Origin of the sequence: Aeromonas molluscorum (genome assembly GCF_051376105.1) — a bacterium.
Classification (GTDB): Bacteria; Pseudomonadota; Gammaproteobacteria; order Enterobacterales; family Aeromonadaceae; genus Aeromonas; species Aeromonas molluscorum.
This window is the reverse complement of record NZ_JBPQCY010000002.1, coordinates 552576-565000: the sequence shown is the minus strand read 5'-3', so window position 1 is coordinate 565000 and position 12425 is coordinate 552576. Positions and strand designations below refer to the sequence as shown.

The 12425-nt window shown below is 60.8% G+C and carries 10 protein-coding genes and 1 pseudogene (1 of these 11 only partly in view); 6 read left to right on the top strand and 5 right to left on the bottom strand.

The window, feature by feature from the left end; translation table 11 throughout:
• Positions 1 to 44, bottom strand: the start of a protein-coding gene (locus tag ACSMDR_RS13235; RefSeq protein ID WP_436468561.1) for a ribonuclease T2 family protein. The gene continues 604 nt to the left of window position 1, outside the view; the window shows 44 of its 648 coding nt (coding positions 1–44); it begins with the start codon at positions 42 to 44; the stop codon falls past the left edge of the window.
• Positions 45 to 291: 247 nt separating this feature from the next.
• Here ACSMDR_RS13235 and ACSMDR_RS13230 point away from each other — a divergent pair, with 247 nt between their 5' ends.
• Positions 292 to 852, top strand: a complete 561-nt coding sequence (locus ACSMDR_RS13230; protein ID WP_005908359.1) for a gamma carbonic anhydrase family protein — start codon at positions 292 to 294, stop codon at positions 850 to 852.
• 83 nt (positions 853 to 935) lie between these two features.
• On the opposite strand, the gene ACSMDR_RS13225 is transcribed toward ACSMDR_RS13230, so the two are convergent.
• The gene (locus tag ACSMDR_RS13225; protein ID WP_436468560.1) at positions 936 to 2831 is read right to left on the bottom strand and encodes a PhoX family protein; all 1896 of its coding nucleotides are present in this window, start codon (positions 2829 to 2831) and stop codon (positions 936 to 938) included.
• Positions 2832 to 3025: 194 nt separating this feature from the next.
• On the opposite strand from ACSMDR_RS13225, the gene ACSMDR_RS13220 reads away from it, so the two are divergent.
• Positions 3026 to 3514, top strand: a complete 489-nt coding sequence (locus tag ACSMDR_RS13220; protein ID WP_436468559.1) for a hypothetical protein — start codon at positions 3026 to 3028, stop codon at positions 3512 to 3514.
• Here the strand turns inward: ACSMDR_RS13220 and ACSMDR_RS13215 are convergent.
• The gene (locus ACSMDR_RS13215; RefSeq protein ID WP_436468558.1) at positions 3505 to 4722 is read right to left on the bottom strand and encodes an MFS transporter; all 1218 of its coding nucleotides are present in this window, start codon (positions 4720 to 4722) and stop codon (positions 3505 to 3507) included. The two genes, ACSMDR_RS13220 and ACSMDR_RS13215, sit on opposite strands and share 10 nt — an antisense overlap.
• 284 nt (positions 4723 to 5006) lie before the next feature.
• Between ACSMDR_RS13215 and ACSMDR_RS13210 the strand changes: the two genes are divergently transcribed.
• The 3 genes from ACSMDR_RS13210 to ACSMDR_RS13200 all read left to right on the top strand — a co-directional run bounded on the left by ACSMDR_RS13210 (position 5007) and on the right by ACSMDR_RS13200 (position 8998).
• Positions 5007 to 5870: a LysR family transcriptional regulator gene (locus tag ACSMDR_RS13210; RefSeq protein ID WP_436468557.1), complete on the top strand. Its 864-nt coding sequence runs from the start codon at positions 5007 to 5009 to the stop codon at positions 5868 to 5870.
• A 246-nt stretch (positions 5871 to 6116) separates the two neighbouring features.
• On the top strand, positions 6117 to 7373 hold the full coding sequence (locus ACSMDR_RS13205) for a DEAD/DEAH box helicase (protein ID WP_436468556.1): 1257 nt from the start codon (positions 6117 to 6119) through the stop codon (positions 7371 to 7373).
• 317 nt (positions 7374 to 7690) lie between these two features.
• A complete protein-coding gene (locus ACSMDR_RS13200) occupies positions 7691 to 8998 on the top strand; it encodes a ferredoxin reductase family protein (protein ID WP_436468555.1) in 1308 nt (435 codons plus the stop codon).
• A gap of 142 nt (positions 8999 to 9140) precedes the next feature.
• Here the strand turns inward: ACSMDR_RS13200 and ACSMDR_RS13195 are convergent, their stop codons facing one another.
• Both ACSMDR_RS13195 and cphA read right to left on the bottom strand, forming a co-directional pair.
• Entirely contained in the window at positions 9141 to 10433 is a 1293-nt protein-coding gene (locus tag ACSMDR_RS13195; protein ID WP_436468554.1) for a lipopolysaccharide biosynthesis protein, read from the bottom strand.
• A 163-nt stretch (positions 10434 to 10596) separates the two neighbouring features.
• The gene (cphA, locus tag ACSMDR_RS13190; RefSeq protein ID WP_436468553.1) at positions 10597 to 11361 is read right to left on the bottom strand and encodes a CphA family subclass B2 metallo-beta-lactamase; all 765 of its coding nucleotides are present in this window, start codon (positions 11359 to 11361) and stop codon (positions 10597 to 10599) included.
• A 528-nt stretch (positions 11362 to 11889) separates the two neighbouring features.
• On the opposite strand from cphA, the pseudogene ACSMDR_RS13185 reads away from it, so the two are divergent.
• A pseudogene (locus ACSMDR_RS13185) lies at positions 11890 to 12399 on the top strand (reverse transcriptase domain-containing protein); the annotation flags it as partial.
• Between the last annotated feature and the right edge of the window lie 26 nt (positions 12400 to 12425).

The following is a 12425-nucleotide window of genomic DNA, read 5'->3' as shown; positions in this document are numbered from 1 at the left end:
GCGAGCAGACCAATGAGGGCGATCAGGCCCAGTATCCGTGTCATGGCATCTTCCTTATTGCCTTAAAGCGATCTGCCGCCGTCCGATCATGGCGATGAGGCGAACTGGGCATAGGTAGCTCGATAGTCCCACAAACTGCCCCAATTGACAGCCATTTGAAGCCCGACATCCCTGCAGGGTCAGACCAGTGAGGGGTTTCACACTAGCGGTCGCGGGGGTAAGCTCGGGGACACGTTCGCGCCGTGCTGGCGACGCGCCCTTCACTTTCCCACAGCCAAAACAGGATACGACATGATCCGCAAAAATCCCTCCGGCCACCTGCCGGTCATCGACGAATCGGCCTATATCGACAAAACAGCCATCATCTGCGGCAAGGTGATCATCAAGGAGAATGTCTTCGTCGGCCCCTACGCGGTGATCCGTGCCGACGAGGTGGATGAGCATGGCGAGATGGAGCCCATCGTCATTGGCGCCAACTCCAATATTCAAGATGGTGTGGTGATCCACTCCAAGTCCGGCGCCGCCGTCACCATAGGCGAGTTCAGCTCCATCGCTCACAGATCCATCGTCCATGGCCCCTGCGAGGTGGGTAACAAAGTCTTCATCGGCTTCAATACTGTACTGTTCAACTGCCGCATCGGCGAGGGCTGCGTGGTGCGTCACAACTCGGTGGTCGATGGCTGCGATCTGCCACCCGGCTTCTATGTCCCCTCCACCACCCGCATCAACCAGCAGAGCGATCTGGCCGAGATCCCCAGGGTCACGGTAGACGCCACCGAATTCTCCGAAGACGTGGCCCACACCAATATCGATCTGGTCAAAGGCTACAAGGCGCTCTCCAACGAATTCTGACTTCGCCTTATGCCATCGAAAAAGCCGCCCGAGGGCGGCTTTCTCTTTTCTGGCATTATCTCGGCTTATATAAGCACGCCGACTCAGGCTCCTATGATGCCGCCGTCATCGCGGGTAATGCGCAGCACGGCTGAGCGGGGAATATGCTGGCCACCATCCGGGAAGTGGGAGGGAGCCAGCTCTTCACCTGGATGCTGCACCCCGACAAACAGGGTGCGCCAGTCCGGGCTGAAGGTAAGGCCGGTTATCTCGCAGGCGATGGGGCCGGTCAGGAAACGGCGCACCTCACCGCTCACCGGATCCGCACACAGCATCTGGTTGTTGCCCATGCCGGCAAACTTCTTCTCGTTGGAGTAGTCGCCATCGGTCTGGATCCAGAATCGACCCGCCTCATCGAAACCAATACCGTCCGGGCTGTTGAACATGTTGTCCGGATTGATATTGGCGCTGCCCGCCATCAGCCCCTCTTTATTCACCTGGGGATTGCCCGCCAGCAGGAAGAGATCCCATTCGAAGCTGTCGCTGCGGTGATCACCACCCGCCGGACGCCAGCGGATGATCTGGCCGTAAGGGTTCTCGGCGCGCGGGTTGGCGCCATCCAGGGGCTGGTTATCCTTGATGCCCCTGTTTTTGTTATTGGTCAGGGTGCAGTAGACCTCTGCCCTATGGGGGTGTACCGCCACCCACTCGGGTCTATCCATGGTAGTGGCGCCAAGCCGGGTCGCAGCCTCCCGGGCAAAGATGAGCACCTCGCCCTGATCGGCGAAGCCGTTCTCCTTGGTCAACCCATGCAGGCCATGCACCAGCGGCAACCACTGCCCCGTCCCCTTGAGTTCCCCTTGCTTGGCATCGAAGCGCGCCACATAGAGGGTGCCTTCATCCAGCAGATCGCGATTGGCGGCATCATCACCCGGCGCCACCTTGTGCTTGGAGACGAAGCGATAGATATGCTCGCCACGCTCGTCATCGCCCAGATAGACCACTGCATGGCCATCCGTGTTGATGGTGAAGGCGGCATTCTCATGCTTGAAGCGACCCAGCGCAGTGCGCTTCTTCGGGATCGAGGCAGGATCCTTGGGGTCTATCTCCACCACCCAGCCGAAGCGATTGGGCTCCTGGGGGTGCTTGGCAAGGTCGAAGCGTTCGTCGAACCTGTGCCAGCCAAAACCGGCGTCCTCGGCGGCCAGGCCGTAGCGCGCGGCGCGCGAGTCCAGGGCCGGCTTGCCCTCGCTGCCAAAGTAGCCGTTGAAGTTCTCCTCGCAGGTGAGGTAGGTACCCCAGGGAGTCTGGCCGTTGGAGCAGTTGTTGAAGGTGCCAAGTACGCTGCGCCCTTGCGGATCCGCCTCGGTTTTGAGCAGGGCATGACCCGCCGCCGGGCCACTCAGCAGCATGGGAGTGTTGGCGGTGATGCGGCGATTGAGAACGCCCTTGGGATTGGCTTGCCACTTGCCGTCAGCCTGCATCAACTCGACTAACGAGACACCGTGGGCCGCCTGGGCCTTGGCCACGTCGGCGGCGGTCAGCTGCTTGCCGCCATGGGCGAACAGGTACTCATAGTTGGTGTATTCATTGTTGACCGCGAGCAGGGCGCGATCCCTCCCCAGGGGGAAGAAGCTCATGCCGTCATTGTTGTCACCAAACTGACGGGCCTGGGCCTTGCCATCATTGTCCTGGCCAAAGGCGGGGGCATCGGCGAACAGGGCATCTCCCCAGGCGATCAGCACCTCGGCCTTGTAGCCGGGCGGCACCACCACAGTATCCGCAACCGAGGCGGGCACCCCCTGGAAGCCGAGCAAAGGTTGGGTCGCGGCCGCCACGGCGCGGGCAACCGGGTTGGCGGCGAAGAAGGCCACCATGCTGGCGGCGCCAACGCCCTTGATAAAGCCCCTGCGGCTAAGCCCGGCCTCTATCAATTGACTGAATTCGGGCTCTTGTTCACGGGGATGGTTGGCGCTATCAATCTCGTCAAAACGGCTCATCTACTCTTTCCTTGTTATCAGCTCTTACGTCATTGTCCACTCGCGGCGTCCGGCAAAAGGATGGCGACCTTTTATTAAACAATGATGACAAAGAGCGCCGATGTGGTCCGGCCTGCGCGACCCCGTCCTAGGCAGCCTTCATAACTTGTGCCTCAATAGGGGGTTATGAGCCCAATCATCAGGGAGAGTGCAATATGGATCAGTCACAGGCCGGACAAAAGGATACGGGTGAGGAGAGTCTCTGCCTGCTGACCATAGGCGAGCAGGAAAGCTGGCTGGTGCAAGGGCAGCAGACCCCCCTGCGCCTTGTCATGGGTTACCGGGCCCTGGTACCCGGCCAGACGCTGGGCCAATTTCGACGCGAGCCGCCCAGCCCCCTCGAGTTGGAGCAAGCCATCGCCTGGGTTGAAGATATCGTCATGCCGCTGGCCGCCGACCTGGCGCCCTGCTCGGCCTTGCAGCTCGCACCGGGTCCCCTCAGCCCCGTGTTCGGCCAAGTCAGGCTGCCCCTTGCCCGTATCGAGCAGAGTTTTGCCCAGCTTGCCGCCATGGCGGAGGGCGATCCCCTGGCAGCCAGGGATCTGCCTGCCGGAAGGGACGTGGCCGCCACGCTGCTTATCTTGCGCGAGTTCATGCACCATCTCGGCTTTATCGAGGTAAACCTGCGTGCGGATCAGCCGTGATGAAAGGCCCGGGCCTGGATGCGCCAGGCGAGCCAGAGACTGGCAAGGGCTCCCCCCAGACAGAGCAGGTCCATCGCGCGTCCCACACCTGCGTGGTCGCTCACCCAGCCAAGCAGCACAGGTACCCAGTTGGCGAGATAGGCAATCACATAAAAGAGCGAAACAAGCCGGGCGTGGCTGGCTCTGGGGGCGATGCGGTTGACCAGGGTCGCGCTGCCCACAAAAATGGCGCCCTGAGCGTAACCTGCCACCAGAAAGCCGAACAGTGCCAGACCCAGCCTCTGCCAATGGACCGCCATCAGAAACAGCAACAGGCAGAGTGCCAGGGCCAGGCAACCGCTTAGCAGGGTGTGCCGTGCATCCAGACGGCGGCACCAGAGCTGGCAGAGGCCCGAAACCAGCAGATAGGCCGCCACCAAATAGCCAAACAGACCCAGGTCCGTCATGCCCAACAGCTCACGAGCCACATTCGGACCAATGGCGAGCAAGCTGGCCGCCGCCACCCAGGCGGTGAACAGGGCGCCGGCGCACAGGAAGAAGGCCCCTCCGGTCGCGGCCAATCCCTGGCGCAGGGTACCCAGAGGCTGGCCGCTCAGTGTCGGGGCCCCCTCCCGCGCCCTGTCTGGCCAGTAGAGTGTCACCCCCACCATGGCGCACAGCGCCATCAGCATGATCAACATGAATGGCAGCAAGGTTGGGTAGATCCCTAGTTGCAGCGCCAGGGCACTGAAGATGGGGCCCAGTGCCAACCCCAGGGTAAAGGAGAGGGTGGCGCTGAGCGCGGCGCGCTTGCCGCCATCATCCGGCCCAAAGCGCAGCAAGGCCACGTTGGCGGCGCCGGTCAGGGCACCGGTACCTATCCCGGCCAGCACCCGCGCTATCAGCAGCGACCAAAATGAGTTTGCCAGCGCAAACAGCAGGGCGCCGCCCGCCACCGCCATCAAGGCTGGCACTATCATGACGCGCAAATCCCTCACCCGGCCAGCCAGGTTGCCGACCCCCAGCAGAGAGAGGAGTACGCCCCCCGCATAGCCACCATAGATGAGGGTCAGACTGACGCTGCTCAGGGCCAGCGTTTGCTGATAATGGGGATAGAGCGGCGTCGGCGCACTGCTGTTGAGCAAGGCCGACACCAGGGCCAGCGCCAAAAACCAGCGCAGACTGGCCCGGGCAGGATTGGCCTCGCGGGCCGGGCAAGGGGATGACATAAGGACTCCAATCACAAACGGACGACCCCGCAATCGGGAGCGCCATGATAGCGAGCCGCCCTCCCCCTGACTGCGGCAGTTCTGCATCAGACTGATTCAGACTTGCATCAACCCGGCGCCCCCCCCTTCACCGCGACGTGCGATACAAGGCCATCTGTTCGCACGCGGCGGGGCTCCCGCCCCGCCCAACCAGATAGTGCGCCGTGCTGCCCTTGAACTGCGGCGCCCCCTGACATCTAATATCCCGGCGCCAATCGGGCGTCCAGCTCGCGCGAGGAGCAAGAGTGATCAACTGGGATGATGCCCGTTTCTTCCTGGCCCTGGCACGGCGCGGCAGCCTGCGGGGGGCCGGGCTCGATCTGCGGGTCGATCAGGCCACTGTCGGGCGGCGTGTTGCCGCCTTCGAACAGAGCCTCAATGCCAAGCTGTTTATCCGCACCCCCAGACACTATCGGCTCAGCCCCCTGGGCGAAGAGCTGCTTCCCCAGGCAGAGGCCATGGAGCGAGCGATGCAAACGATGGATCGCACCGCCAGCCTGGGCGAGCTGGAGGGGGAGGTGCGCATCGCCACCACAGACACCCTGGCCCAGGGTTTCGTGCTGCCGGCCTTCAGCCTGCTGCGCGAGCGCCATCCCGGCATCCGCCTCACGTTGCAGACCGCGGTCAATGTCAGCGACATTGCCAACCAGGAGGCAGATCTCGCCATTCGCAGCCTGCGTCCCGAGCGCGATGAACTCGTGGTCAAACGCCTCGCCACCATCAAGATGGGGCTCTATGCCTCTCGCGATTATCTGATGCGCCGGGGCACACCCCGGTGCGGCGCGGATCTGCAGCGCCATGACCTGCTGTTGTTTCCCAGAGAACTGGTGGCCCGCCACTGGCTGAGCCTGTGCGGTGAGCCCCTTGATGAACCCAATGTGGTACTACAGAGCAATGCCCAGCTGGTGCTGATGGCCGCGGCGCGCCAGGGGCTTGGCATAGCGCTGCTCTCCACCTTTCTCGCCGAGGACGAGCCCGGCCTGGTGCGGATCCTGCCGGGCCAGCATGACCCCATCGACATCTGGCTGGTGCTGCACCCTGACGTGCAAAAGACCGGCCGGATGCGTGCCGTGGTGGATGCCCTTGAGGAGGTGTTTCAAGGCCATTGAGCAGGCCCCGCCATGTCTGGGAGCCACTCAGTTATCCAATAAGTGCCAGACCGACTCATTTTCATGGGCCGCAGTGCATGAGATAGCGTCATCCCAGCGGCCCTGATCTCTTCATGGAGGCCATGGCCGTCACGGCTTTCCCCCTTGCCCGCCTTCTGCCTATTCCCCTCCTTCTGTTACCATCCCGGCTACGATCATTGTTTCTGTCACGGCCGCTAGTCGTGATAGCCCCAGACTGGTGCTCCTATGTCCTTTGCCTCCTTTGCCGAACTGACCCTCTCTCCTCGCCTGCAACAGACCCTGCGCGAACTGGGTTATGCCCAGCCGACCCCCATTCAGGCGCGCGCCATCCCGACCATTTTGGCCGGGCGGGATCTGATGGCGGGGGCCCAGACCGGCACCGGCAAGACCGCCGCCTTCGTGCTGCCGCTGCTGGAGCTGCTGATGCAGCAGCCGCGAGATGAGTCGCTCCGCCCCATTCGCGCCCTGGTGCTGGTGCCGACCCGCGAGCTGACGGTGCAGGTCTTTGATAGCGTGGCACGCTACGGACAAGGAACCGGTCTCACCAGCGCCCTGGTCTACGGCGGGGTCAGCATTGCAGCCCAGGTCGATGCTCTGAAAGCCGGAGTGGATCTGCTGATCGCCACCCCGGGCCGATTGCTCGATCACCTGCGCCAGGGGGCCCTGAGCCTTGGTAGCCTCCGCCATCTGGTGTTTGACGAAGCCGACAGGATGCTCGACATGGGCTTTATGGACGAGATCACCGCCCTGCTCAGACAGATACCGGCCGATCGCCAGACCCTGCTGTTTTCGGCCACCTGCGATGACAACCTGTTTGCCTTGAGCCGCGTGTTGCTGCGCGACCCCGAGCTGATTGAAGTCGCGCCGCGCAACACCACTGCGGCCGAGATAGAACAACGGGTCTATGCGGTAGATGGCGATCGCAAGCTGGCGCTGATCACCCACCTGCTCAAGGTGAAGGGCTATGTACCGGCGCTTGTCTTCAGCCGCACCCGTCAGGGAGCCGACCAGCTGGCCCAGCAGCTCGGCAAGGCGGGCATCAACGCGCTGGCCTTTCATGGAGATCTCTCCCAAGGGGCGCGGGAGAAGGTATTGCTGGCATTTCGGGCGGGCACTTTGCAGGCCCTGGTCGCCACCGACGTGGCGGCCCGCGGGCTGGATATCAGCGATCTCAACCATGTGATCAATATGGAGTTCCCCTTTGTGGCTGAGGATTACGTCCACCGCATAGGGCGCACCGGCCGCGCCGGCAACAAGGGGCTCGCCATCACATTGTTCAGCCCTGAAGACGCGCCCCTGCTGGAGAAGGTGGAGGCGGTGCTCGACACCCGATTGCCCCAGCAGTGGTTCCCGGGTTTCGAGCCCGACCTCAGCCGCTTTGAACCCCAGCCCCGCCGCAGCAGCAAGGCCGCCCAGAAACAGCGGGCCAGAAAGCAGGCCCTGGGCGGCAACAGTGCCAAGGCCGGTAAAGCAAAGCGTTGAGCCCCTGGCCCGATATCGGGCCACTCCCCCCTTGCTCTGCCTTCCCCGCCCCGCCATGAAAGCGGGGCGGCGGCCCATCTCCCCGAGCAGACAAACAGTGCGTTGGCGGCGCCCTGCAACCGGCAGACTGAATAAGCGGCGCAAGCAAGCATCAGCGCCAATATGGCCCATGGACGACCCTGGCACAGGCCAACATGCCGTTCGCCCCCCCCCCAAATAGTGCCCCTGCCACACACTGCCACACAAAGATTCCCCCTGGGACACACTTTCATCACAGATTGGGCATTCAATAAGAGGTATATAACAAGGAGATCATCATGAAACCCCTATCCCTCACCTGGACCCTGCCACTTGCGCTCACGCTGATCTGGTTGTTCGGCATGGATGCCTGGCCTGCCAATCTCTGGCCCTGGCGCCATGAACTGTTGATCCTGACCGGCCTGCTCGGTCTTGGCGCCATGACCCTCTCTCTGCTGCTGGCCCTGCGCCTGCCCAGGGTGGAAGTCTGGTGCGGCGGGCTGGATCGTATGCTGCGCCTGCACCGCAGCAGCGCCCTCTGGGCCACCGGTACTCTGGCTGCCCACTGGCTGTTGGTAGAGGCCCCCAAGTGGGCGGTCGGCGCCGGTTGGCTGACCCGCCCCGCCCGACGCGGTGCTGGTGCTGGTGCTGGTGCTGGTGCTGGTGCTGGTGCTGGTGCTGGCAATGATGCCTTGTGGCATAACCTTGGCAATACCCTGGGGGAGTGGGGCTTCTATCTGCTGCTCGCCCTGATCGCGGTGAGCCTGCTCGCCCTGGTGCGCTACGAGCGCTTCAAACTGGTTCACAAACTGGCGCCCGTCATCTATCTGATGGGGTGGGTGCACGCCCTTTGCCTGTTGCCGCGCATCGGCCTCTTCACGCCGGTCGGCCTGACCCTGCTGCTCGGAGGCGGACTCGGCGCCCTGGGCGCAGGTTACTCCCTCTGTGGTCAAGTAGGCCGCCGCGCTCGCCACACCGGGGTGGTTAGCACCCTGTCGTCCCTTGACGATCGCACTCTGGAGATCCGGGTCGAGCTCGCCACACCGCTTGCCCATTATCGTCCAGGCCAGTTCGCCTTCTTCGATTTTGCCGAGCGCGGCGAATCCCATCCCTACACCCTGGTCAGCGTCTCACCGGATCGTCGCCGACTGACGTTGGCCGTTCGCGCGCTGGGTGATCATACCCAGTGGTTGCATCAGCACCTCAAGGCCGGGGACTGCGTCACAGTGACCGGCCCTTACGGTGCCTTCGCCCTGCCCCAAACTGGCTCAGGCCTCTGGGTGGGCGCGGGCATCGGCGTCACCCCCTTTGTCGCCTGGCTGGAGGCGCTGGCACGCCGTGGTGAACAGCGCCCCGGCACCACCCTGCTCCAGTGCGCGCCCAGCATAGAGCAGGCGCCTTACCATGAGTCTCTGGCACAGCTGTGCCGCCAAACCGGCGTCGAGTACCGACTGCATCTGGAGTCTGAACGCGGTCGGCTGGACGTCGCGGCCCTCGGCGATCGGCAGCAGACTCCGGTCTGGTTCTGCGGGCCGGAACCCATGGCCCACGCCCTGGACGCGCGCCTCACGTCACCCCTGCATCGGGAGCTGTTCCGTTTCCGCTAATAGACAAAGGCCCATGCGGGCCTTTATTCACGGCTGGCACTCCGTCTCTCTGGCTCAGCGGCAAAGGTTGAACCGCCTTGTTCCCCCAACAAAAAACGCCCGCACGGGCGTTTCTTTGTTGTGCCATGACCATCCGAAACCTCTACGACTGGGCTGCCAGCTCAGGTGGCAGTGAGCGCAGGATCCGCCGCTCCGCCAGGGTGGAGAGAATAAACATCGCCATATAACCGAGACCGAGTGCCACGATAATGGCCACCACATTGGTGGTGAAGCGGGCTACCAGATAGTAGGCCGCCACCAGTGCCACTATGCCCGCCAGCCGGATCAGCAGGCTCTGGGTAAAGTGGCCGTGGGCCTTGATATAGGCGAGCTGATAGCCGTTGAGCATCATGAAGATAAAGAAGATGGAGAAATGGAACAGCACGGGCACGGCGCCCACATAGTCGACGGGGAACAGCAGCAACACCAGCGGCTTGCCCGCCAGCAGCATCAGCATAAAGAACAGCAGGCTGACGATGGCGGAGAGACGGAAGATCCAGCGGCGGATCATCCTGATCTGGCTGTGATCGCCGTTGCGCAGATTGACCGCCAGCTCCGGCAGCACGAAGCGGTAGATGGGGAAGACAAACAGCAGCGTCATATAGGTGAAGATGGGGCGCACCACCACCTGGAAATCCCCCAGCTCGTCGATGCTGAAGTGGCGTATGGTGAGCAGCACTGTAATGTAAATCATCAGGATACTGGCCCCTGCCTCCAAGGATGCGGTAAAGCTCTTCTTCACATAGCTGCGCATCTCGGGGCCGAGCGCTACCTTGGCGAGCGGTCGGGTAGCGATGTCCCGGCGGCGATAAAGATACATATAGAGGGCAATGCCCAGCGACGAGAGCGTCAGCCCGTAGAAGAGCGACGAGAGTGCATCCATCCCCAGCCCGAAATAGCAGGCCATAAACATCAAGGCGTTGGCCAGCGGCTCCAGCCAGGTGACCTTGTTTGAAATGTCATACATGCGGTACATGGCAACCAGATTGGTGAAGTAGACCTTGAGCCCCAGCCCGAAGATGATCCCCACCAGTTGCAGGTACTCCACCCGGATATGGAGCCCGTGCTTGATATAGGGGATCACCAGCCCCCAGGTGAGCAGCACCATACCGATGAGGAAGTAGCGGAAGATATTGATGATGTCTCTGTCGTTTTTGGTCTGGGAGTAGCTCACCACCATGGAGGAGCGAAAGCCGGTCATCAGGATGAGCGACAGGGAGATCAAATCCACCACGCTGTTGAACAGCGCCAGATCCCCCTTGGCCACCCACTGCGCCAGCCACACCTTGAAGGCAAAGCCGATGATGATGCTGGCCAGCGACGCCCACATGCCGGTGATGAAAGCCTGCTTGAGGCGGCCAAGTGAATCGGGTTGTTCGTCTTGAATTGCGTGCATCACGAAAGGCCCGCTAACTGCGTGAAGAGAGGCCCATCTTATGAAAGGGGGCCGCCCTTGAACAGCCCGAAACAGGGGGCAAGGGCGTCCCCCTGTCACAAACGCCCGACTAGGCGCCTTCTTTAGTGCGCCCAGCGCATCCTCCGGCTGCCGCCGCGCCGGCTTATGACTGGGGTACGGCCTTGAGCAGCGCCTGGTAGTGATCAATCAGCTCGGGGCCGTGCAGTGGCGAGTCATGACCGCCAACCACAATCTTGATCGGCAGCTTCATGGCCTTGAGTCGCTCCAGCGTCTGCGGATACGCCTTCACATCGGCAAAGCTCAGGTTGCCCAGCTTCTCCTTGAGGATGCAGTTGCCATAGAGCACCTGCTGGTCGGGGAAGTAGACAAAGATGCCGTCCGGGGTGTGGGCCGGGCCCGCGTAGAAGGCGCGTACCTTGCCCTCTTGCAGGCTGAAGTCGCCGTCGTGCACCACGTTGGGCAGCACCAGCGGCAGATCCGGGTACTCCGGCAACCCCTTGCGGGTAAAGGCAACAATCTCGGCCCAGTCGCTCTTCATCAGATCCCGGGTCTGACGCGTCGCCACCACCTTGGCCCCGATGGACTTCCAGTAGGCGTTACCACCCGCCCGGTCGGTGTGGTAGTTGGTGTTGATCACCTCCAGCACCGGCTTGCTGCTAATCCGTTTGATCAGCTTGTGCAGCTCGCGGGCGGTATCCGGCGTCCAGGTCGCCCCCACCACAGTCACCCCCTTGGCCCCGAAATAGACCATGGAGTTCTCTTTGACGTAGTAGTTGTCCTCCACCACATAGACAGGGCCGCTCACCTGCGTCAGCGACATCCCCGCCGCCCGCACGCTGCCACCCCAGAAACTCGCCATCAGCACCAGGGCACCGGCCAGCCCGCACTTTATCCAACCTTTCATCATCTTGCTCCCTCGAACCAACCGGCCCCTCGCCACCCCTGTGGCAAGCCGGGCCCATTTATCAGTGGGCAGAAAATACGGGGGATTTGTGAGGGGAAAATGGGCTTCTGTGAAGAGAAGGTGAAGTCTGGGAAAGTCCGGAAAAATCGGCTGTAACCTCCTATTCGCGAACGTCCGAATACGCTTCGCTATTCGAACCTACAGCACAGATTGCAGCCCCTCACCCTAACCCTCTCCCGAGGGAGAGGGGATGGCCCGTGCCAATTCCAAGCCACTCATATCCAACCGCACCACAGAGCCAACGCACAATCAGCGGAACGAATTTGCTCCCTTCTCCCCTTGCGGGAGAAGGGTTGGGGATGAGGGGGAGGTAACACAATAAACCCAATGATGTAGGGACGATTAGCGCAGCGTAATCGTCCGTTTCGAGTCATGGCAAGCCACACATCGAGTCATGGCAAAAAAATTGAAATTTTCAAAAAATAAAGCAAGAAGCCGACACAATGTACGTGGAATAATCCTCATTATCGAATTAAAAAGCCTGTTCATGGCTTTGTAGGTGGAGGAAAAGGGATAGTCTCAAATGCAGAGCAACATAAAAAGAAAAACTATGTATTAAATATAGATTTACAAGATTTTTTTCACTCTATTAATTTTGGCAGAGTACAAGGCATATTTAAAAACACTCCATTTAATATGGCGACACCAGCGGCATCAGTATTAGCTCAGTTATGTACATATAATGGTAAATTACCTCAAGGCGCCTGTACATCCCCTGTCATTTCTAATTTAGCATCGACATCATTAGATAAAAGATTAGTCAATATTGCCAAAAAATTCCATCTAACATATACAAGATATGCCGATGACTTAACATTTTCAAGCAATAAACCACTATCTAGTATTTTGGTTGAAAAAGTTCTTGAAGAAGATGGACAATATAAATATAAGGCAGGTCGTGTTATTGAACAGGCTATTATCGAATCTGGATTTAGTATAAATCATAATAAAACTCGCTTGCAGCACAAATCTCAGAGACAAGAGGTAACCGGTTTAGTTGTAAATGA

Coding starts and splice junctions, on each gene's coding strand:
- ACSMDR_RS13205 (WP_436468556.1), top strand. CDS start 6,117: ATGTCCTTTGCCTCCTTTGCCGAACTGACCCTCTCTCCTCGCCTGCAA.
- ACSMDR_RS13220 (WP_436468559.1), top strand. CDS start 3,026: ATGGATCAGTCACAGGCCGGACAAAAGGATACGGGTGAGGAGAGTCTC.
- cphA (WP_436468553.1), bottom strand. CDS start 11,361: ATGATGAAAGGTTGGATAAAGTGCGGGCTGGCCGGTGCCCTGGTGCTG.
- ACSMDR_RS13200 (WP_436468555.1), top strand. CDS start 7,691: ATGAAACCCCTATCCCTCACCTGGACCCTGCCACTTGCGCTCACGCTG.
- ACSMDR_RS13215 (WP_436468558.1), bottom strand. CDS start 4,722: ATGTCATCCCCTTGCCCGGCCCGCGAGGCCAATCCTGCCCGGGCCAGT.
- ACSMDR_RS13225 (WP_436468560.1), bottom strand. CDS start 2,831: ATGAGCCGTTTTGACGAGATTGATAGCGCCAACCATCCCCGTGAACAA.
- ACSMDR_RS13230 (WP_005908359.1), top strand. CDS start 292: ATGATCCGCAAAAATCCCTCCGGCCACCTGCCGGTCATCGACGAATCG.
- ACSMDR_RS13195 (WP_436468554.1), bottom strand. CDS start 10,433: ATGCACGCAATTCAAGACGAACAACCCGATTCACTTGGCCGCCTCAAG.